This window comes from Anaerococcus urinomassiliensis (assembly GCF_900128425.1).
Taxonomy (GTDB): domain Bacteria; phylum Bacillota; class Clostridia; order Tissierellales; family Peptoniphilaceae; genus Anaerococcus; species Anaerococcus urinomassiliensis.
Window position 1 is genome coordinate 519,782 of record NZ_LT635782.1, and the last position, 22,819, is coordinate 542,600.

A 22,819-nucleotide genomic window follows, 5' to 3' on the forward strand; every position below is an offset into this window, starting at 1 on the left:
AGTTAATAATGAATTTAAGAGACCTTATTTTAAATATAGTTTATGATGAAGATTACAATCCAATTACAATACAAGAATTGGCCGCCTATATGAAGGCAGACAAGTACACCAAAGGTGTTGTTTATGATGAAGTAAAAAAACTTGAAAAAGATAATAAAATTCATATCAGCCATAAAAAGAGAATTCTGCCTATAAGTGATGAAGAACTATCATTAATAGGAACAATTTCTCTTGCTCAAGGAGGCTATGGATTTTTCATATCCGAAAATAAAGATATGAATGATGTGTTTATATCAAAAGACAATCTAGGGGATGCCTTTGATGGTGATAAAGTCAAAATTGAAATAACAAAAGAAGCCTCCAAGGGCAAAAATGCCGAAGGCCGAGTTATTGATATAATCGAACGAGGAAAAACTAAGATTGTAGGTACATTTCAGGAATCCAAAGGCTTTGGCTTTGTAGTAGCTGATAACAAGTCTATAGGCAAAGATATCTATATAGAAAAGAAATATACTAAAAATGCTAAAAATAAAGATAAGGTTATAGCTGAAATTATAAATTTCCCTAAAAAAGGTAATCCCGAGGGTAGAATAGTTGAAATCATAGGTCATAAAAATGACAAAAATGTCGACATTTATTCTATAGTAGCTCAACATGGGATCCCATATCAATTTTCAAAAGATGCAAAGAAAGAAGTTTTATACGTAGATACTGAAGTTAAAGAAGAAGATACTAGAGCTAGAGAAGACTTTAGAGATCTTTTTACAGTTACCATTGACGGCAGAGATTCCAAAGACTTTGATGATGCGATTTCCATAGAAAAAAACGGTGATAAGTACGACCTATATGTTCATATAGCTGATGTTGCTCACTATGTAAAAAGAGGAACTGCTATAGATAGAGATGCCTATGATAGGGGAAACTCTACTTACCTATATAATGTCGTAATACCAATGCTTCCAGTTGAACTATCAAATGGTATATGTTCTCTAAATCCAAATGTAGATAGGCTAAGCATAAGTCTTAAGATGACCATAGATGGTAAAGGCAATGTAATTGCAAATGACTTTTACGAATCTGTAATAAATTCTGATTATAGATTAGTTTATGATGACGTCAATGCATTTTTGGATGATGGCGATGATGAAATATACGATGATGATTATCTTAAGGAGAAGTTATCACTATTTGATGAACTTCACAAAATTTTAAGACAAAAAAGAGAAGATAGGGGAGCAATAGATTTTAACTTTAGAGAAAGTCAGATTGATACAACGGATGATGGTAAAGTTTTAAATATCTCTGTCCATGAGCGTGGCACAGGTAACAAAATGATAGAAGAGTTTATGCTAGTTGCCAATGAAACAGTTGCAACTCTATTTGGCTACATGGATTTTCCATTTATTTATAGAGTTCACGAAAAACCTTCAGAGGAAAAATTGGACAATTTCAAGCGTGCTCTAAATACAATGGGCTACAATATCAGAGGAAGTGAACTTCACCCAAAAGATTTTCAAAAAATACTAGAAGATGTTAAGGGTGAAGATGAAGAGAGTATCATAAATCTTTTAATGCTTAGGACTATGCAAAAGGCTAAATATAGCAAGAAAAGAGATATACACTTTGGCCTTTCCACTGAGTTTTATACACACTTCACAAGCCCAATCCGTAGATATCCAGATTTGATTGTCCATAGACTATTAAAAAATTATATAAAAAACAAATTAAACAAATTTAACCAAGCAAGCTTAGAAAATAGCCTAGATAATTCCAGCGAGCACTTATCAATGACCGAACGTAGAAGCGAAGATGCTGAACGCGAGGTAGAAGATTTGATGAAGTGCAAGTATATGAGAAGATTTATAGGCGATGAATTTGAAGGAAACATCAGTTCTATCACAGATTTTGGGATTTTCGTAGAGCTTGATAATACGGTAGAGGGCTTGTTTATGTATAAGTTCTCGGATGACCACTTTGAATACATTGAAGATAGTTTAAAAGCATTTAATACAGGAAATAAGAAATTCTATTCCATAGGGGATAGGGTCAAGATAGAAGTAAGAAATGTAGATATTTATCAAAAAAATATCGACTTTGATTTATTGGAGGAAGATGAAACAGTTAGCAAATAATAAAAAGGCCTTTCATGATTATTTTATAGAAAAAAAATATGAAGCAGGTATTGAACTTAAGGGTGATGAAGTAAAAAGCATTAAACAAGGCAAGGTGAGTATCAAGGAAAGCTTTATTGGAGATAAAAATGGAGAGATTTATATATACGGCATGCATGTAACACCATTTAGCGAAGCCTATGATAAAAAAATCGATCCTACTAGGACTAGGAAGCTATTGCTCCACAAAAAAGAAATAAGTACTCTAATTGGCAAGAAAAGTCAGGCTGGTTTTACAATAGTGCCTCTTTCTATTTATGAGAAAAATGGCCTAGTAAAAATAGAAATTGCCCTAGCTAAGGGTAAAAAACTATACGATAAACGTGAAAGTTTAAAGAAAAAAGACGACAAAAGAAGGATAGAGAGAGCCTTAAAAAACTATTAAAGACTAATTTATTTTATATAATAATTTTGTTTACATTATCTAACATTTAGTTGTAAAATATATTAGATACGGAAATATTACATTTATGAAAGGAAGGTTGAATGAATAATACGTATAACAATTTATTTAAATTTGAAGCTGATGTTCCTAATAAAGAATCCTTGCCCCTAGCCTTACAGCACGTTATAGCAATGATTGCAGGCTGTATAGCACCACCAATAATATTTGCTGGTGTTATAGGTTTATCTCCAGAGGATTCAACTATTTTAGTTCAAATGTCACTAATAGGATCAGCTCTTACTACACTATTGATGTTATATCCAATTGGGAAAATTGGATCAAGGTTGCCTATGATATATGGTGTTAGTTTCTCATACATACCTACAATGCTTGCTCTGGGAAGCCAATATCAAGATTTGGGTCCCCGAAATATAGTAGCTATTATCTTGGGTGCTCAACTAATAGCTGCCCTAGTCTCAATTTTATTTGGTTATGGACTAAAATACATACTTCCATATTTTCCACCTTTAGTATCAGGAACTGTAGTTTTGTGTATAGGTTTATCCTTGTATCCTGTAGCTATCCAAAACATGGGCGGAGGTGGAGACCTAACCATGGCCGGATGGGGTGCTTGGCAATATTGGTTAGTTGCTATAATAACACTAGTAGCAAATATAGGATTTACACATTTTGGTAAAGGATTTTCAAAACTAGCCTCAGTATTACTTGCAATGATAGTAGGTTACATAGTGTCATTTTTCTTTAATATGGTTGACTTATCTTCTGTGGGTACTGCACCAATGTTTTCACTTACCAAACCATTTCATTTTGGTATCAGATTTAACGGATCTGCTATTGTTTCTTTTGTAATTATTTTTATAGTAACAGCTATAGAAGGTATTGGTGATATGAGTTCAACAACAATTGGTGGCATGGATAGGGTTCCTACAGATCAAGAGCTTCGTGGTGGAATAATTGGTTTTGGAGTTGCCAATGTAATTGGTACGATTATTGGAACATTACCTACTGCAACTTTCTCACAAAATGCAGGGATTGTTTCAATCAACAAAGTAATAAACAAAAAAGTTTTTACCCAAGCTGCAATAATAATTCTTGTAGCAGGACTTTTTCCAAAACTTTCAGCATTTTTAACATCTATTCCAGCCCCTGTAATAGGAGGAGCAACTCTATCAATATTTGCTGCGATTACTATGAATGGTATACGTATGATTGCAAATCAACCCCTAACACTTAGAAACACTTCTATAGTTGGTGTATCTGTAGCCATAGGTTTTGGATTTACAACAGTAGTTACAGCGGCAAATGCGGCTGGTGTTTCATTTATGCCAAATAGCCTAGAAGTTGCTATAGGTGCATCTCCAGTAGTATTATCCGCTATTTCTGCAGTATTAATGAATATCATAATTCCAGAAAAAGAAGAGGATAAAAAAACAAGTGATAGTTTAATTGGATAAGATATACCATAATTCTATATTAGTATCTTATAAATAATATTAGAACAACTAAATAAAATAATTTTAAGATAAATCAAATGGAGCTTTATATACTAGATATATACCTATACTAGTATTAAGCTCTATTTTTTTAATTTATAATATAAATATTTTAATACTTTGATATAATAAATAGAAAGAATAAAGGAGTGAGAAATGAAAAAATATATAAATAAATTTTTGTTAATTATAATGCTATTCATACTTTCAGCCTGTTTAATAGAAGATAAAAATGAAGACTCATATTATCAAAAGGGCGAAGTAGAATGGATAGTTGATGGGGACACAGCTCATATTATAATCGATGGAGAAAAACAAAAGGTACGTTTTACAGGAATAAACACTCCTGAATATAACCCCAAAAAGGGAATCAGTGAACACTATGGAAAAGAAGCCTTTCACTATACAAAAGATATGATTAAAAACAAAACTGTTTACCTAGAAAAAGACATATCAAACACCGATAAGTACGGCAGACTTCTAAGATATATATGGTTAGAAAAACCAGAAGATCCAACAAATCCAACAAAAGAAGAACTTGGAAATATAAATCTAAATGGGAAATTAGTAAAAGAAGGCTACGCCTTTGCTGGAAACTACAAACCAGATGTTAAATATAAAGATGTATTTGATGAGTTTGAAACTTATGCCAAGGAAAATAATAAGGGAATGTGGAAATGACAATAAACAAGAACTTTTGGGCTAAAAAACAGGATAATAATGGCTCATTTGAGTGGTTGCCCCTATATATTCATCTAATAGATACAAAAAATGTAGTTGCCTTCTTATATGATCATTGGCTAAGCGAATCGCAAAGAAGACTTATAAATAAATCTATAAGCAATGATGATGAAGATATGGGGAAAAAACTAGCTATGTTTGTTGCAGCCTGCCATGATTTAGGAAAAGCGACCCCTGCTTTTCAACTAAAAAAGGGCTATGCAAACTCAAGTGATTTGGATAGTGTGCTTATAGAAAAATTAGCAAATGATGGATTTGATGGCATATTTGACAGCAAACTAGCTTCGGCTAATAAAAGCCATCATAGCCTTGCTAGTCAGTATCTATTAGAAAAATATGGGGTAAATAGAGATATCGCAACAATTGTTGGTGCTCATCATGGAAGCCCCGTGGAAGTATCTAGTCAAGTTGATAATCAATTTGCCTATCCATCAAATTATTATCAAAATGAAAATAAGAATAATCAAACACATAAGTTGTGGGAGGATAATCAGAGAGAAATATTGCTATGGGCTTTAGAAACTACTGGCTTGAAAGATATAAAATCCCTCCCTTATATAAACCAAGTGGGCCAAGTAATCTTAACCGGATTGTTAATAATGGCAGACTGGATTGCTAGTAATACAAAGTATTTTCCCTTAGTGTCTGTATACGAAGATAAAGAATTTGATACAACTAATAGAGCTTATAATGGATTAAATGCTTGGATAAAAACAGAAACATGGCAAAGTTCATATAAAATAGATTACATAGAAGAATTTAAAGAAAGATTTATGACTGGCAATGATTCATTTTACCCAAATCACTACCAAGATAAATTCATTCAAACCATTATAAATACAGACGATCCGGGGATTTTGGTATTTGAAGCACCTATGGGTATAGGAAAAACTGAAGCGGCGCTTTTTGGCCTTGAAGTCTTAGCTCAAAAAAAGGCTGCGAGTGGTATGTATTTTGCCCTACCAACCCAGGCTACATCAAATGGTATTTTTCCAAGAGTCGAAAAATGGCTTGAATCTGTAGCTAATGAATTTGACGATAAATTGTCAATAAGGTTGATCCACGGCAAAGCATATTTAAACGAAACATTCAACGACCTTGCTAAAAATATTAACCAAGATGACCCTACAGAAAATTCTAATGTAATAGTCAATGAATGGTTTTCAGGTAGGAAATCCTCAATATTAGATGATTTTATAGTAGGAACTATAGATCAGTTTTTACTTATGGCATTAAAACAAAAACATCTATTTCTTAGACATTTGGGCTTTAGTAAGAAGGTTGTAGTTATAGATGAAGTTCATGCCTATGATGCATATGTGAACCAATATCTCTACCAAGCATTGAAGTGGCTAGGAGCTTATGATGTGCCAGTAATAATATTATCTGCAACTCTTCCTGCCGGTAAAAGAGAAGAATTAGTCAAGCAATACTTATTAGGTAAGGGAATAGCAAAGAAAAAGCAAATTCACGAAAGAAATGTAGCTAGAGATAGTTACCCACTTATAACTTATAACGATGGTTCCACAATAAAATACGAAGATAAATTTACAAAGTCAAAAGCAAAAGAGATAAAAGTTATAAAAGAAGATGAAGAAAATTTATTAAATCTTCTAGAAAATCTCTATAATCAAGGTGGTAATATTGGAGTCATAGTAAATACTGTAAAAAAAGCTCAAAACTTAGCTAAAGAAGTAGAAGAAGTCCTAGGAATAGATTCATTTGAGCTTATACATTCTAGATTTATTGACAGTCAAAGGATAGAAAAAGAAAATCAACTATTAAAGATGATTGGCAAAAAAGCTAATAGACCTCAGCAAAAGATATATATAGGTACTCAGGTTATAGAGCAGTCTTTAGACATAGATTTTGATGTGATGATAACAGAACTCGCACCAATAGATTTGATTTTACAAAGAGTTGGTAGATTACAAAGACATGATATTAAAAGACCAAAATATTACAAAGAACCAATTCTTTATATTGTTGGGACATCAGATAGTTTTGACTTTGATAAAGGTTCTGCAAGTGTTTATAGCCCATATTTATTAGCACGAAGCCAATACTTTTTGCAAGATCCAATCATTATTCCTGATGACTTATCAACGCTTGTTCAGAAAGTTTATTCAGAGGATGAGATTCATTTATCAGATGATCTAAAAGAAAAGTACCATAACTTCAAAAAAGAGCACGAGATTATAATTGATGAGAAAGAAAATAGAGCCAAGGTATTTAGGATAGCTAACCCAGACCGTGACTTCCTGGATGATGAAGGAGAGACTATAATGGGTTGGCTTAATAATAGCAATGAAGTCATAACAGAAGAAGAAACCTTTGCCCAGGTGAGAGATAGTAAGGAAACAATTGAAGTAATAGCCTTACAAAAAAATGAAAAAGGAATAGGGTTGTTTGGGACAGATTATGATATAATGGATAAAATTGAAGATTACAATTTTTCAAAAAAAGTTGTCTCTAACACTCTTAAATTACCACAAGTTTTAAGTGAAAAATATAATATAAGTCAAACAATAGAGTTTTTAGAAAAATACAATATAAATTACTTATTTGGATTTCAAAACAACGTGTGGCTTAGAAGTTCTATGGGTATAATTTTTAATGAAAACGATATTTTTGAAATTGGAGACTATATTTTGAAATATTCTAATAAATATGGCCTATCTTATGAAAGGAAGTGAGGTATTGGGAAAATTTAATTTAATTGATGAAAACTGGATTTTAGTTTTAGATAAAACTGGGGATACAAAAGAAATCTCTCTATCAGAAGTATTTGCCAATGCACAAAACTATAAGTGCCTTGCGGGAGAGATGAAGACACAAGATTTTGCCATCCTTCGTATATTGCTTGCTGTTTTACAAACAGTATTTTCAAGATTTGATGCCGATGGAAACCCTTATGATTATGTAAAGCTAGATGAGATATTCAAACAAATAGAAGATGTAGACGAGGATGAGCTTTCTGCCTATAAAAAAGATCTTAAGAGAACTTGGAAAAACTTATGGAAAGCTGGCGAATTTCCTGAAATCGTAAATGAGTATTTAGAAAAATGGCATGATAGGTTTTATTTACTTGATGATAAGTATCCTTTTATGCAAGTTGGTGATGAGATAATTAGAAAAAATACCAAGAACAAAAAAGGTACAGCCATTAGTATAAAAAATATCAATAGAACTATTACAGAAAGTAACAATAAAACTTCTTTATTTGCTAGCAAAGATAATGCAAACAAAAATTTAACTACTGAAGAAGAAATTGCAAGATGGCTAATTACTTACCATGGTTATACTGGAACAGGAGATAAGACAAAATTTACTAATATTGGAGATAAGTTTTCTCCGTCAAAGGGCTGGCTATATGATCTTGGAGGTATATATTTTACAGGAAATAACTTGTTTGAAACATTGATGCTAAATTTAGTATTAGTTCATCCACGAGAATTTAATGAATTTAGACAAAGACCAGCTTGGGAATTTTCAGTATCGGAAAATGTAGACCAAGCATTAACTGTTTCCTTGATAAATAATTTGGCTGAGCTTTACACTAGATATTCTAGAGCCATATATATAGACCCTGATGTAGATTTAAGCAAAGACTTTTCCTTTGAAGTTGTTAAGTTATTAGATGTAGAACATCAAAATCAAAACTTAGAATTAATGACCACCTGGAGAAAAAATGAAAGTGGAGCCAATAAGGGAACATTTACACCAAAAAAGCATAGACGAGATATTAGTTTATGGAGATCATTTGGCTTACTTGCCCTAAATCCTAATACAAATGATACATGGAAAGTAGGACTTATGGATCATTTGGAATCTATAAAAAATACACTCGGTGATTACAACTTTACCATAAACTCTGTAAGCATGGAAGATGACGGTAATGCAACAAGTTGGGTTCCAGTTAATGAAATATACGATTATTTAAACATTAACGACTTTGTAGCCAGTGACATATCTGAAAATGGTTGGGTTATAAGAATTGATGACACTATCAATGAAACTAAGGATATTGTAGATGTAACTTATAAAAGATTTTTAAGAGAAATAAAATTGATTAGAAACCAGCAATCAGATAATTTTATAGAGCAAAAGGTAGAAAATGTATATTTTCTCTTAAATGACCCATTCAAAAATTGGCTTATTTCAATAACTGTTGATGATGATAAAGACCAAAAAATAGAAGAATGGAGAAAGACTCTAGAAAAAATTGTAAGGTCTGAGGCTGATAAGCTCCTAGAAAATGCCAATCCAAGAGATTATACAGGGATAACAATAGATGATAAGAACCATAATATAGTAACCGCTTATAATTCATTTGATTACTTTTTAAATAAAAAACTTAGAAAGGAGGACTAGATGATTGATAACAAAGATGTAAAAAAAGTTTCGGTTTATGGTGTAAGTGCCAATATTTTGGAACAAATTGCTAGAGATTTGGACTCATCAGCTACTAAGGCAACATTATCAAATCTAAGAAATTCAATATCAAAACCATATTCTCAGACTATTGATGTTTTTGCAACTCTTTATAGATATCTGCCAGATTCGTTTATTAGTGAATATGGAGATTTGTCATATGAGGAAAAAGCAATTATTACAGCCCTACAAATATTTGCCATCCATCAGCAAGGAAATAGCAAAAGTGTTCTATTAGAAAATATTGATGAAGAAAAATATAAAAATATGGGATATGCACTAAAAGTACTTAGAATAGATGATAATGTTAAGTCAACTGATAGAAGGTTTAATACAATGATAACAGCTGATACTTTTGAAGAATTTGTATTTCACTTAAGACAGTTGGTCAATTTACTTAAGTCTAGATCAGATCAAAAAGTAAACTACGCTAAACTTGCCCAAGATTTATACTATTTTCAAATCTCTAGTACTCGTGAAAGTATAAAACTAAGCTGGGCCAAAGAATACTACAGATATACAAATAAAGAAGAAAAAGGAGAAGAAAATGAGCAATAATAGACTGTTTCTTGATATTCACGCAATTCAAACCTTGCCACCATCAAATATTAATAGAGATGACACAGGTAGTCCAAAGACTTGCCAATACGGTGGAGTAAAAAGATCAAGAGTAAGCTCTCAATCTTGGAAAAGAGCTATGAGAACCTATTTTTATGAGCAGAGCGAACAAGAAAATGTAGGCGTTAGAACAAAAGATATTGTTCAATTTGTTGCAGACAAAATTATTGAGATTGACTATTCAAAAACTGATGAAGCATTCGACCTCGCAGAAAAGATCATAAATGCTGCTGGTGTTAAGACAAAAGATGGTAAAGCCAAGGCCTTATTTTTCTTAGGAGATAGTCAGGCTAGAAAATTAGCTAGAGCTGCTATTGACAAAAATAATGACAAAAAATATTTAAAAGAAATATTAAAAGATAATCCTGCAATTGATATAGCTTTGTTTGGCAGAATGGTAGCTGATGATCCATCATTAAACGAGGATGCCTCAAGCCAAGTAGCACACGCCATTTCTACTCACTCAGTTGACACAGAATTTGATTTCTTTACTGCAGTAGATGACCTTGCACCAGAAGAAAATGCGGGTGCTGGTATGCTTGGAACTGTTGAATTTAATTCATCTACTTTATATAGGTATGCTAATGTTGCTATTCATGAACTATATAAGCAATTAGAAAATGAAGAAGCTGTACTAAATACAGCTAAGCTATTTGTAAAATCATTTGCTAATAGTTTACCTACTGGAAAAGCAAATACCTTTGCCAATCAAACTCTTCCACAATTTTTAATGGTATCTATTAGAGATGATAGGCCTGTAAACCTTGTATCTGCTTTTGAAGATCCAATAAAATCTAAAGATGGTTATGTGGAAAAATCTACTAGAGCTTTGGTTAATGAATATGAAAAAGTTCAAAAAATAGTAAATAAACCTCTAAAAACTTTTGTTTTAGATATAAATGAACTAAACATAAAGACAAATGATATTGAAAATGAAAATTCTTTAAATGCTTTGATAGAAAATCTAGCTAGCTTCTTGGATACTGAGATTACAAAATGGTAGGGTGATTTTTTGAAAACTATATTACTTAAATTTGCAGGACCTCTCCAATCACGGGGAACAAGCTCTCATTTTGAAACTAGGCAAACTGATCTGTATCCATCAAAAAGTGCAGTAATCGGATTTATAGCTGCAAGCTTTGGATATAGAAGATGTGAAGATGAAAAAATCAAAAAATTAAATGAACTAAAATTCGCAGTAAGAATTGATCAACAGGGAAATTTGCTAAGAGACTATCATACAGCACAAAAATATAATAATAACGGAACATTTGAAAGAACCTATGTAACTAATCGTTATTATCTAGAAGATGCAATTTTTCTAGTAGCTTTAAGTCATACAGACAATCAATTTGTAGAAGATATATACGACAATCTACAAACTCCATATTTTCAAACATTTATGGGCAGAAGATCATGTCCACCAAGTGCAGATTTTTTAGTTGGAATATATGAACAAGATATTTTACAAAGTTTAAAATCCTACCCATGGCAAGCAAAAGCTTGGTATAGAAAAACACATACAAAACAGCTTTCTTGTTTTATAGATTCAGACCTAGATTTAAATTTAAACACTTATCCTAGAAGAGATGACATTTTATCTTTTTCTCAAAAAGATAGAAAACATAAGTATAGAAATGAGTCTCATTTTTTAATAGATGTACGTGATTGCGATAGTATCAAAAATGATAATATTATCAATAACGACCACGATGCTTTTTTAAATATTTAGGAGCCTTATATGTACATGTCAAGAGTGGAAATTGATTTTAATAATAGATTAAACCTTAAGAAATTATCAAGTTTGAAAGCTTATCATAGTTGGGTGGAAGAAAGTTTTCCTCAAGAAATCGAATCTAATAGTCGAAGTAGAAAACTCTGGAGAATAGATCATCTGTATGGTAAAAACTATTTATTACTAGTAAGCGAAGAAAAGCCTGACCTAAATTTGCTTGAAAGATATGGGGTAAAGGGAAGTGGAGAAAGCAAAAATTATGATCATTTTTTGGGGAAATTAGAAAATGGAATGCACGCAAAATTTAAAGTCTGTCTTAACCCGACTATTGCCACAAAAAAAGATCCTGATAAAAATAATAGAGGCAAAATAGTTCCCTTAAAATCAGAAGACTTTGAAAAGTTTCTTTTAGATAGGTCAGAGAAAAATGGATTTACGCTTAAGGAAGATGACTTTATCATTAGTGATAGAAAATATGTTGACTTCCAACATAATAAGAATGCCAAAAGAATAAAGCTTGATATAGTGACTTATGAAGGCAGGTTAACAATTAATGATAAGGAAAAAATGATAAAAACCCTTACAAAAGGCATAGGTAAGAAAAAAGCTTATGGCTTTGGTCTTATGACAATTATATTGGAAAATTGATATGAGAGAATCTTTTGGTGCCAAAAAAGCTGAAATTAGCGAATTACCAAGGATTTCTGATAGAGTAAGCTTTATTTATGTAGAACATGCCAAAATCAACAGAGAAGATAGTGCCATAGTATTTTTGGATAAACGAGGCATAGTTAAAATTCCTTGCGCAATGATTGGGGTATTACTACTTGGACCTGGTACAGACATAAGCCACAGGGCAGTAGAACTCATTGGGGATATGGGATGTGCTATGGTCTGGGTAGGTGAAAATGGGGTCAGACAGTATGCCCACGGCAGGAGCCTTAGCCACTCATCAAGATATCTAGAAAAGCAAGCCAAACTTGTATCCAATACAAGATCTAGAGCTGCTGTTGCAAGGAAAATGTATCAGATGAGATTTCCTGGTGAAGACGTAAGCTCACTGACTCTCCAACAATTGCGAGGTAGAGAAGGAACAAGAGTACGTAGAAGCTACAAAGAAAACTCCAAAAAATACAATGTAGAATGGACTGGAAGAAATTATGATATAGATGATTTTGATAAATCAAATCAGGTAAACAAAGCTCTATCAGTAGCAAATGTTGCCTTATATGGTTTGGTTCACAGTATAGTGGTAGCCTTGGGCCTATCTCCAGGACTCGGTTTTGTCCATACTGGCCACGATCTTTCATTTGTATACGATATAGCAGACCTATACAAGGCGCAAATTACGATACCCATATCATTTGAGATTGTTTCATTGAATCCAGAAAGTGAAGATATTGAATCTCTAACTAGAAAAGCTATACGAGATGTGATTCGTAAAGAAAAATTAATGGTACAAATAGTAAAAGATATCCAATACTTGTTAGATATTCCTACTGAGGAAGAAATAGACATTGACCAAATCCACCTACGGGATGATAAAGAAGATTCTGTGAGATATGGTGTCAATTATAGCGAGTTCTAATGCCATTAACTGTAATAACACTTAAAAAAACACCAGCTTTTCTTAGGGGTGATCTAACTAAGTGGATGCAAGAAATATCTACTGGAGTTTACGTAGGAAACTTCAACAGCAAAGTTAGAGAAGAGCTTTGGAAAAGGGTAATAGAAAATGTCAAAGAAGGAGAAGCCACAATTTGCTACGCCTATCGCAACGAAATTGGATATGAATTTAGGACAAATAGTAAAGAAATATCCATAGCTGACTTTGACGGCATACCCCTAGTAATGGTAGAGCATAAAGAAAACATAAGAGAATCTAATAAAGGGAAACTTGGATATAGCAAAGCATCAAAACTTAGAAAAGCCCATCAATATCAAAAATACTCTGCAAAAAAACCTTCATATGTAGTAATAGACATAGAAACAGATGGCCTAGATTTTCTAAAAAATTCAATCATAGAAATAGCTTGTATAAAAGCAATAGATGGAAAATTAGAAGAGTTTGAAAAAGCTATAAAACTGGACTCAAAACTACCAGAAAACATAAAAAAATTAACAGGACTAAATGATGAATATCTAGAAAAAAATGGAGTAGACGAAAAACAAGCTTTGACAGAATTTTTAGAATTCATAGGAGAATTGCCAGTAATAAGCTACGGTAATAACTTTGATATCAATTTTATAAACCATGCACTTAATAAAAATGGATTACAAACAATAAAAAATCAAACAATAGATTTAATGAGATGTGTAAAAAAAGAAAAAAGGTTTATAGAAAATTACAAACTACAAACTATATTAAAAGCTTACGGTATAGATAAAAACATACCACATAGAGCATTAGAAGATGCGAAATTAACCTATGAGCTTTCTACAAAAGTGAATATTTTAAAAGAAAAATTAAAATAGAATGGCTAAAAATACGGATCAAATAACTGTCTATCCCGCACACGCGGGGGTGATCCTTTGGGCTGGCTGTATGATTGCATATAAGGTTGGTCTATCCCGCACACGCGGGGGTGATCCTTTGGGCTGGCTGTATGATTGCATATAAGGTTGGTCTATCCCGCACACGCGGGGGTGATCCTAACCTTTGCTAATTTCTTATTAGTATCATTAAGTCTATCCCGCACACGCGGGGGTGATCCCCAACTTTAATGAAAAAACCAATAGGTATAAAAGTCTATCCCGCACACGCGGGGGTGATCCTAAATATATAACTTTTGCTGGAAATATTACTAAGTCTATCCCGCACACGCGGGGGTGATCCTATCTGTAATTGGTGTAAAATCCAATGAAACAGGTCTATCCCGCACACGCGGGGGTGATCCTATCCAGTCTATGTCTTCAAAAATTTCTTCACTGTCTATCCCGCACACGCGGGGGTGATCCTAAATGCTTTTGCTATATCCATACTAGAACGTAGTCTATCCCGCACACGCGGGGGTGATCCTAGCAGCTAACACATCGACTACGATTGCATTACGTCTATCCCGCACACGCGGGGGTGATCCTCCTACGTGGCGGTAGAGTTGAGTGGGATTTGCGTCTATCCCGCACACGCGGGGGTGATCCTATATCATCTGTGGTAATGCGACTCAGGCTGCGGTCTATCCCGCACACGCGGGGGTGATCCTGCTCAGACTGTTAAGCAATTGCTTGATGCTGGGTCTATCCCGCACACGCGGGGGTGATCCTAGTCTATAAATCTTGGTAGATAGGTGAGGATTGTCTATCCCGCACACGCGGGGGTGATCCTTACCGACACTACCGGGAAAGTAGGAGGAGAAAGTCTATCCCGCACACGCGGGGGTGATCCCTTATTAATTTGGAGTTGGAGAGAAGATATAAAGTCTATCCCGCACACGCGGGGGTGATCCTATACAAGGGTGATGGTTATAAAGAAACAAAAAGTCTATCCCGCACACGCGGGGGTGATCCTAGTTACTCTTACATCATAATCAAGGTAATTAAGTCTATCCCGCACACGCGGGGGTGATCCTATCCAAGAATCCAATAAAAAAATATTTGGTCGGTCTATCCCGCACACGCGGGGGTGATCCTATTTTTCTAACACAACCCAACAATATATTTGAGTCTATCCCGCACACGCGGGGGTGATCCCTTAATGATGAAACGGGTCATTATTTCGCTGGCGTCTATCCCGCACACGCGGGGGTGATCCTCTTAAAGATGAAACCTACAAGGCTAGAGAAGCGTCTATCCTGTAAATGTCAATATAAAAATGTACATTTTTGGCTAAATATGAATGTACAATTTACTCCTTGTTAACAATATCCTTTAGCCTATAGGAATCACCTACAATCTGAATAACAGTGCAATGATGAAGAATTCTATCAAGTATAGCGTTAGCTATTCTTGTATCATAAAATATACTTTCCCAATCTGAAANTGATGGAAGATACAATGGAGTGGTCAAAGAATATATGAAATATATGTAAAAAGTCTTTCCCCTAGGGGAAAAGACAAGTGTGGTCAATATCTTTACTATATGTGGACCACTTTTCGATAATAACTGTGGACCAATTTTCGGTTGACATTTACATATGTTGAATATCTTTGTCTTGCCGCTTCTATACCTATTGATATTGATAAATGAGTTTTGCCTACTCCACTCGATCCTAGAAATACTATATTTTCATTGTTTTCTAGAAACCCTAATTGACATAAATCTTTAATTTGTCTTTCATTAATGCTAGGTTGAAAGGAGAAATCAAAAGTTGATATGTCTTTTAAAGAAGGAAATGCTGCTGTTTTTACCATCTGATTGGCTGCGTTTATTCTTTTTGTATCTACTTCATAATCCGTTAATTTTAACAAGGATTCTACTAAAGATGTATTTCTATCAGCTATTTGATCATCTATGTGTAAGATGAATTGTTTTAATTTTAAGTATTCTAAATTTTCTTTTAATCTTAGGTAATTGCTGGTTTCTTTAATTGTCAAACAAGGCTCCTATCTTTTTTAAGTTTTCTTTTGAGAATTTTTTTATGTCTACTTCATCTTTGTAGGGCATTGTCTTTTTAGTTATTTCTTGATAATGTTCTTTAAGATAGTTTAGCTTTTTATTGGTAATTTTATGCTTAACTATTAATTGTGTGGTATCATACAGGTACAAGTAGTTGTCTTCTACTTGTAGTGTTACGGTCTTTCCGATGTATTCAGTTGGTAGAGAATATTGGTTAGATTTGTATGATATCATCGAAGATTCGTTAACTTTGACAATGCTTTGATGGTTTTGATATCGGCTCCTAATCTCTTTAGATGGAAGAGCTTTTAAGGAGCCTTTATCTTTTTCTAACAAGGATATCGGAGTTTTAGATGTTCCTTGGTGGATACTCATATTCTTTCTTAAATTTATCTTTCCAACCTTATCTATCAGTTCTTTGTATGATAGCTTTCCTTGATAAGCATCTAACTCATCTAATATTTTCATTTGGCTTTCAACTTTACCTTTTGTTCGTGGTCTTTTAACTATGCAAGGTTGAACCTTAAATCCATAATCTTTAGCAAATTCATAAAACTTAGAATTAATTTCACCTTTGTGATATTCACTTCTTGCTTTATCCATAACAGTCTTTAGATTGTCTGTAACTATTACACTGGGCACTCCTCCTAATTTTTCAAAAGCATTACTTAGAAAGGAAAATATGGTTGATTGTCTTTTATCTAAGCTTGCATAGTAGATAGAGTATCTAGAGTATCCTAGGATAAAGACAAAGATATTTAAGCTAACATAACCTATATCTGTAGTTAAAAAGGTAAAATCTTCTTTCCAGTCTACCTGTGCTTGCTCTCCTGGGGCAGTTTCATATCTCATACACCTGACACTAGAACTAATTTTATTAGACTTAACGAAATATTGATTAAACTCCTCATGATTTTTTATGAAATGTCTAAATGTGGATGATGCAACATCTAAACCATAATTATCAACTAAGTATTGATACAAGTTAGTTTTGTAGTGAAACTTCTGTATACTAGAATCACATAAAAGCTCCCTAATTAAGGGGATAAAAGGATCGATCTTACTCGCCTTCTCCTTAGTATTAGTTTTATTGTATCCATCATAGTATTTCTTTACAGTTCTTCTATCAACACCTAAATCTTTTGCTATTTCTGAAAAATTGACTTTAATATTTAACACCTCCTCAAAAACTTTTAATTTATTTAAGTCATTTAGATTCTTTATTTCAAAATATTTTGAATCTTTTAGTTCTAATTGGTAATACATATATTCTCCTGATTATTTTATTAAATGTATTATCCAATTAAGTTTTTATTTGTACATTTTTATTTGACCACTTTTGTACATTCTTATTTTAGCATTTACATCTATCCCGCACACGCGGGGGTGATCCCGGGGACTTATATGATTTTTTGGAGTTCTTCGAGTCTATCCCGCACACGCGGGGGTGATCCTGTCATCCGTATCCCTTGATTGGTTGTTTGTTAGTCTATCCCGCACACGCGGGGGTGATCCTAGCTTCAAAGTCTTCAGCTGTTTCAAATGCTTGTCTATCCCGCACACGCGGGGGTGATCCCAAAGTAAAAATTTATATAATGAAACTTTTACTGTGTATCCCGCACACGCGGGGAATTTCTAATATCAAAAAGGGGGCTGTTGCAAATTGATAGATATCTAACGTTCCATCATTGGAGTGCACTCCCAGAAAGTTTGAGGTTTAGCCCGCCGGCTCAGGGAGGCCAAACTTTCTGGGAGGGTGCTCGAATGATATAGGAACGATTTATCTATTTTGCAACAGCCCCTTTTATTTTATCTTATTCTATTTTTTGTTGATTATTGGATATTGTCAAAAAACACCATAGAGTGCTCTATATCGTGATACTTATATCCTAGGTCGAAGGCTTCTTTTCTTTGAGCTGATGAACCATGAGTGAATGTATCTACATTAACACTTCTTCCTGACATCTCCTGTATTCTGTCATCTCCTATAGATGCAGCTGCATCCATTGCTTCTCCTATATCTCCTGGGTCGAGGTATCCACGTTCTTCTACATAGTATGCGAATAGTCCTCCAAAATAATCTGCCTGTAACTCTTGGGCTACAGAGTATTTATTGTATTCTTTTTTAGATAAAGTTTTTCTCAGTTTGTTAGTCTGATCTAATATGCCCAGTTGTTTTTGCACGTGGTGGCCAACTTCATGGGCCAATACATATGCTAAGGCAAAATCTCCACCTGCTCCAAACTGACTTTGAAGTTGGTTGTAGAAGTCTACATCAATGTATATGCTTTCATCTATGGGACAATAAAATGGCCCCATATTTGATTGTGCTACCCCACATGCTGATCTTGTTGATCCTTCATAAGGAACCATAGTTGGTTCAACATAGTTAGCATCCATTTCGTTAAATTTTTGATGCCATACGTCTTCAGTATCTTTTAAAACAACTGCAAGAAAATCTTCTAGTCTTGCTCGTCCCGTACTCTGATTGTTGATTTCTGTTTGATATTGTCCTTTTTGTTGGGGTAGATTTTGATTAGTATTAGTCCCTGTACCAATTCCACTTATACCTCTGAATATAAACATCAATATAAGGAAAAAAATGATTCCACCAAGGCCACCTTTACCAACACGTGGTATAAAAATCGGTCCTCTATAGCCTTGGTTACCTCCAAAACCACCGCCTCTATTAGCGCTTGGGCCTCTCCTAACATTGGAGCTTCGCTCTCTATTTTCCCATTTCATAATTTCCTCCATAATTCTTAATATTAAATTATTACCCAAAATCACCTAAAAATAATGAACAATTTATTAATGATTCATAATATATAAATACAAATGTTTGATAGAGTCCGTATAATTGTGTAAAAAGAAAAGGTCATTTGAAACCTAAACTAGTACAATGTTTTCAACGACAAAAACCAACTAGGAGGAACAAATGACCCAATTACACTTTACAATTAATCAAGAAGAAATACAAAATTTAATTAATGAATCTGTAGATAATAAAATTGCTAAATCTATCTTAACAAAAGTTTTTAATGAACTTATGGAAAAAGAAAGAGACGAATATTTAGAAAATACAGCCTATCAAAGAGATCCTAGCAGAACTACTTATCGCAATGGATACTACGAACGTGACTATACAACAAAAATAGGAACATTAACTTTAAAAGTACCTAGAACAAGAGATGGTAAATTCTCGACAGAACTATTCGAAAGATATCAAAGAAATGAAAAAGCCCTACTTGCAACCATGCTAGAAATGTATATTCAAGGAGTATCAACAAGGAAAGTATCCAAGGTAATAGAAAACATGTGTGGTAAAACATATTCTAAATCCTTTGTATCATCCCTAACTAAAGAGTTAGACGAAGAAGTAAAACTATGGAGAAATAGTGACCTAAGTTCGATTAAATATCCTTATGTAATTGTAGATGTAGTATACATAAAAGTAAGAGAAAACAATCGAGTAGTATCAAAGGCCTGTCATATTGCAATAGGAATAAATGAAAAAGGAAATAGAGAAATAATAGGCTTAGACTTAAGCTCTAGCGAAAGTGAATACTCTTGGTCAAACTTCTTTGAATATTTAAAATCTAGAGGGCTATGCGGCCTTAAAATGGTCATATCAGACGCCCATAAAGGCCTAGTAAAAGCAATAAAAGAAACATTCGTAAATGTAATATGGCAAAGATGTCAGGTACATTTCTTAAGAAATATCCTATCAAAAGCACCAAAGAAAAACACTGAAGACTTTAGAACTGATATAAAAACACTATTTAAAATCCAGGATATAAACATAGCAAGAAAAATGAAGGATGAGATCTTCTTAAAATACGAAAACGAAAAGAAATTTGAAAACTCATTAAACGCCTTAGATGAAGGATTTGAAGATACCTTTGCATACCTAGCTAATGATGTAATTCATAGTAGACTTAGATCAACAAATTGCTTAGAAAGATTAAACGAAGAAGTTAGAAGACGAGAAAAAGTAGTTAGAATATTCCCAAATGAAGAATCAGCTATACGATTAATAGGCGCAATCCTCATTGATATCAATGAGGATTGGATAACATCTTCTAAATTGTATATTAAAATGAAATAGTAATTATTGTGCTAGTAAATTTTACACAATATTATGGACTTGACTAAATGTTTTCTTGATTTATTTTTACATATATTTTATATTAATAATATCAATATAAAGGAGGTAAATATATGAGTAAGGATTATAAGTTTGGAATCTCGCTTTTGTTAGCTTTATCAATTAGCTTTGTACCTTTTGGTGTTTCAAAAGCAGAAACTATGGAAGAAAACGAACTTGTAACTTATGAGTCAGCAAATTTAGATCAACTTTTGTTAAATGATGATAGTTATGAAGAATATAATCTAAATGTTAGTGATAGTGTAATCGAAAATGATGACTATGCTGCTGAAGGTGATAAAGCAAGCTATGAATTAGAACAGATTTCTAACGATGAAAGTACAAATGACGATAGTAAAAAAGAGAACTTTAATAAAGAGGATCTAGAAGATAACATAGAATACAAGGCTAATGAAGAAAGTTCTAATGAGCCTAAAAATAAAAAAATAGAAGAAAAAATCTCCCACATGACCTTAGATGAAAAAATAGGTCAAATGTTAATGCTTGAATTTAGAAATTGGGAAGATGAAAATGGTGAGCTAAAGGAAGTAACAGAATTAAATGATGATATCAAAAATGCTATTAAGAAATATAGGATTGGTGGAATCATACTTTTTGCAGAAAATGTTAGAGATACTGAACAAACTACTAAACTTACACACAATATTCAAAAAACGGCTATAGAAAATGGACTTGATCCACTTTTAATTTCTATAGATCAAGAGGGTGGCATAGTTGTAAGACTTGGCGCTGGTACTTCCTTGCCAGGCAACATGGCTTTGGGTGCTACTAAAGATAAGAAATTAGCTTATGAATACGGAAAAATTATTGCAGAAGAAATAAAAGCTTTAGGAATAAATGTTAACCTCGCGCCAGTTATGGATACAAATAACAATCCGAATAACCCTGTTATTGGCTTAAGATCTATTTCCTCAGACCCAAAATTGGTAGGAGAATTAGGAAGCGAAATTGTAAAAGGATTACAAGAAAATGGAGTATCTGCTGCAATAAAACACTTCCCAGGTCATGGGGATACAGCAGTTGATAGTCACCTTGGATTGCCAGTGGTTGATAAGTCATATAAAGAAGTAGAAAACTTAGAACTAATTCCATTTAATAAAGCTGCAAACGAAGGTGTTGATATGATAATGACAGCGCACATATCTTATCCACAGCTAGAAAAGGATACTGTAATTTCCAAAAAAGACGGCTCAATTATAGGAATACCAGCAACTCTTTCAGATGATATTATTACAGGAATAATAAGAAAGAAAATGAACTACAAGGGCATAGTTATCACAGATGCTATGAAGATGCAAGCAATAGCTGACAACTTTGGGGAAGAAGATGCTGTTATAATGGCTATCAGAGCAGGGGTGGATATACCATTAATGCCAGCATTATTGCAAAATAATAAAGATTTACTCAAATTAGATAGTATAATAAATAGAATAAAAAATGAAATTAAGCTAGGAAATATTAGTGAGAATCAACTCAACAACTCCGTATACAGGATTCTAGATCTAAAATACAGGAGAGGAATCTTAGATTTAGATCAATATGATATTCCAATTGAAGAAAAAATTGAAAATGCTTTTAGTATAGTAGGAAACAAGGAACATTTTGAAAAACAAAGAGAGATAACCGATAAGGCAATAACAGTAACTAAAAATATTAACAATGCTTTGCCGATTTATCCCCAAAAAGGCGAGAAAGTACTAATTTACACACCTTATGAAAATGAAATTCCAGGTTTTACCTATGGCTTTGAAAAATTACAAGCAGAAGGAGTTATAGAAAAAGATGTAAAACTAGATGTTTTCACCTTTCAAAATTATAAGGATAAGGTAAAAGAAGCAAGAGAAGTATTGGAAAATTACGCCAAGGAATATGATTATATAATAGCTGTAAGTGAAATAGGCAGAGCTAGTCAATTGAGCAAAAATGATTGGTTAGCAGAAATTCCAGATATGTTGACTACTTTTGCTAAAGAAAATAATAAAAAATCTGCTGTTATAAGTATTGGAAAACCATATGATTTGGATAGGTATAAAAATTCTGATGCTCATGTACTAGCATATGGCTCAAAGGGGATGGATCCAACAGAAAAAGGCAAAGATCCAGTAAAGACATTTGGTCCAAATATACCATATTCTCTAGATATTGTATTTGGTAAAGTATCTTCGACAGGGCAATTACCAGTAGACGTACCAGCACTAGGTGATAATTACGAATATACAGATAAGATCGCTTATAAAATTGGTTATGGCTTGGCAACAAAACTCGAATCTGATAATGCTAAAGATTCAAGTCCAGTTTCTGATGAAAATAGTCCAATAGAAAAGCCTATTATAAAAGAAAAACAAGGTGAAAAAATTAAACTTTCACATAAGTCAAGTAAAGTAGAAAATCCAAAAACAGGTATTAATGGGTTAAATGAAGTTATATTAACTTTATTTTCATCAGCTTCAACCCTAGTTTTAGTAAAGAAAAATAATAAATAACAAAGATAAATCAAA

General features: G+C 33.2%; 18 protein-coding genes and 1 CRISPR repeat array. Of the genes, 14 read left to right on the plus strand and 4 right to left on the minus strand.

The genetic code is table 11. The features are described 5' to 3' along the window. Positions 1-8 precede the first annotated feature (8 nt). The 12 genes from rnr (at position 9) to cas2e (ending at position 14,073) form a co-directional block, all read left to right on the plus strand. Positions 9-2,132 carry a ribonuclease R gene (gene rnr / locus BQ7474_RS03505; RefSeq protein WP_073997630.1) on the plus strand — a complete coding sequence of 708 codons (2,124 nt, stop codon included), beginning with the start codon at positions 9-11 and terminating at the stop codon, positions 2,130-2,132. Next, positions 2,113-2,556, plus strand: coding sequence for an SsrA-binding protein SmpB (gene smpB / locus BQ7474_RS03510; RefSeq protein WP_073997631.1), 444 nt, complete (start codon positions 2,113-2,115; stop codon positions 2,554-2,556). Before rnr ends, smpB begins: the two co-directional genes overlap by 20 nt. A gap of 101 nt (positions 2,557-2,657) precedes the next feature. Then, positions 2,658-4,031 carry a uracil-xanthine permease family protein gene (locus tag BQ7474_RS03515; protein WP_073997632.1) on the plus strand — a complete coding sequence of 458 codons (1,374 nt, stop codon included), beginning with the start codon at positions 2,658-2,660 and terminating at the stop codon, positions 4,029-4,031. A gap of 195 nt (positions 4,032-4,226) precedes the next feature. Further along, positions 4,227-4,751 carry a thermonuclease family protein gene (locus BQ7474_RS03520; RefSeq protein ID WP_073997633.1) on the plus strand — a complete coding sequence of 175 codons (525 nt, stop codon included), beginning with the start codon at positions 4,227-4,229 and terminating at the stop codon, positions 4,749-4,751. After that, positions 4,748-7,507: a CRISPR-associated helicase/endonuclease Cas3 gene (locus BQ7474_RS03525; protein ID WP_073997634.1), complete on the plus strand. Its 2,760-nt coding sequence runs from the start codon at positions 4,748-4,750 to the stop codon at positions 7,505-7,507. Before BQ7474_RS03520 ends, BQ7474_RS03525 begins: the two co-directional genes overlap by 4 nt. Before the next feature lie 4 nt (positions 7,508-7,511). Next, positions 7,512-9,185, plus strand: coding sequence for a type I-E CRISPR-associated protein Cse1/CasA (locus BQ7474_RS03530; protein ID WP_073998787.1), 1,674 nt, complete (start codon positions 7,512-7,514; stop codon positions 9,183-9,185). Next, positions 9,186-9,803, plus strand: a complete 618-nt coding sequence (casB, locus tag BQ7474_RS03535; RefSeq protein ID WP_073997635.1) for a type I-E CRISPR-associated protein Cse2/CasB — start codon at positions 9,186-9,188, stop codon at positions 9,801-9,803. Next, a complete protein-coding gene (gene cas7e, locus BQ7474_RS03540; RefSeq protein ID WP_073997636.1) occupies positions 9,793-10,866 on the plus strand; it encodes a type I-E CRISPR-associated protein Cas7/Cse4/CasC in 1,074 nt (357 codons plus the stop codon). Before casB ends, cas7e begins: the two co-directional genes overlap by 11 nt. Positions 10,867-10,875: 9 nt before the next feature. After that, positions 10,876-11,595 carry a type I-E CRISPR-associated protein Cas5/CasD gene (cas5e, locus tag BQ7474_RS03545; protein WP_073997637.1) on the plus strand — a complete coding sequence of 240 codons (720 nt, stop codon included), beginning with the start codon at positions 10,876-10,878 and terminating at the stop codon, positions 11,593-11,595. 9 nt (positions 11,596-11,604) lie between these two features. Continuing rightward, a complete protein-coding gene (gene cas6e / locus BQ7474_RS03550) occupies positions 11,605-12,246 on the plus strand; it encodes a type I-E CRISPR-associated protein Cas6/Cse3/CasE (RefSeq protein ID WP_073997638.1) in 642 nt (213 codons plus the stop codon). A gap of 1 nt (position 12,247) precedes the next feature. Continuing rightward, on the plus strand, positions 12,248-13,186 hold the full coding sequence (gene cas1e, locus BQ7474_RS03555) for a type I-E CRISPR-associated endonuclease Cas1e (RefSeq protein ID WP_073997639.1): 939 nt from the start codon (positions 12,248-12,250) through the stop codon (positions 13,184-13,186). Next, on the plus strand, positions 13,186-14,073 hold the full coding sequence (gene cas2e / locus BQ7474_RS03560) for a type I-E CRISPR-associated endoribonuclease Cas2e (protein WP_073997640.1): 888 nt from the start codon (positions 13,186-13,188) through the stop codon (positions 14,071-14,073). Before cas1e ends, cas2e begins: the two co-directional genes overlap by 1 nt. Before the next feature lie 28 nt (positions 14,074-14,101). After that, a CRISPR array of direct repeats spans positions 14,102-15,349; the repeat unit is 28 nt; unit sequence GTCTATCCCGCACACGCGGGGGTGATCC. A gap of 93 nt (positions 15,350-15,442) precedes the next feature. Here the strand turns inward: cas2e and BQ7474_RS11050 are convergent. The 4 genes from BQ7474_RS11050 to ypfJ all read right to left on the minus strand — a co-directional run bounded on the left by BQ7474_RS11050 (position 15,443) and on the right by ypfJ (position 18,898). Then, a complete protein-coding gene (locus BQ7474_RS11050) occupies positions 15,443-15,664 on the minus strand; it encodes an ATP-binding protein (protein WP_328585399.1) in 222 nt (73 codons plus the stop codon). A gap of 8 nt (positions 15,665-15,672) precedes the next feature. Next, positions 15,673-16,131 (minus strand): ATP-binding protein, encoded by a 459-nt coding sequence (locus tag BQ7474_RS03570; RefSeq protein ID WP_235821469.1) that lies wholly within the window; start codon positions 16,129-16,131, stop codon positions 15,673-15,675. Continuing rightward, complete coding sequence (gene istA / locus BQ7474_RS03575; RefSeq protein WP_073997495.1) at positions 16,121-17,419, minus strand: IS21 family transposase; 1,299 nt, start codon at positions 17,417-17,419, stop codon at positions 16,121-16,123. Before istA ends, BQ7474_RS03570 begins: the two co-directional genes overlap by 11 nt. A gap of 567 nt (positions 17,420-17,986) precedes the next feature. Next, positions 17,987-18,898, minus strand: a complete 912-nt coding sequence (ypfJ, locus tag BQ7474_RS03580; protein WP_073997641.1) for a KPN_02809 family neutral zinc metallopeptidase — start codon at positions 18,896-18,898, stop codon at positions 17,987-17,989. 193 nt (positions 18,899-19,091) lie between these two features. Here ypfJ and BQ7474_RS03585 point away from each other — a divergent pair, with 193 nt between their 5' ends. Next, entirely contained in the window at positions 19,092-20,261 is a 1,170-nt protein-coding gene (locus BQ7474_RS03585) for an IS256 family transposase (RefSeq protein WP_073997053.1), read from the plus strand. Between the two features lie 113 nt (positions 20,262-20,374). Continuing rightward, complete coding sequence (locus tag BQ7474_RS03590; protein ID WP_073997642.1) at positions 20,375-22,804, plus strand: glycoside hydrolase family 3 protein; 2,430 nt, start codon at positions 20,375-20,377, stop codon at positions 22,802-22,804. The last annotated feature ends 15 nt before the right edge of the window (positions 22,805-22,819 follow it).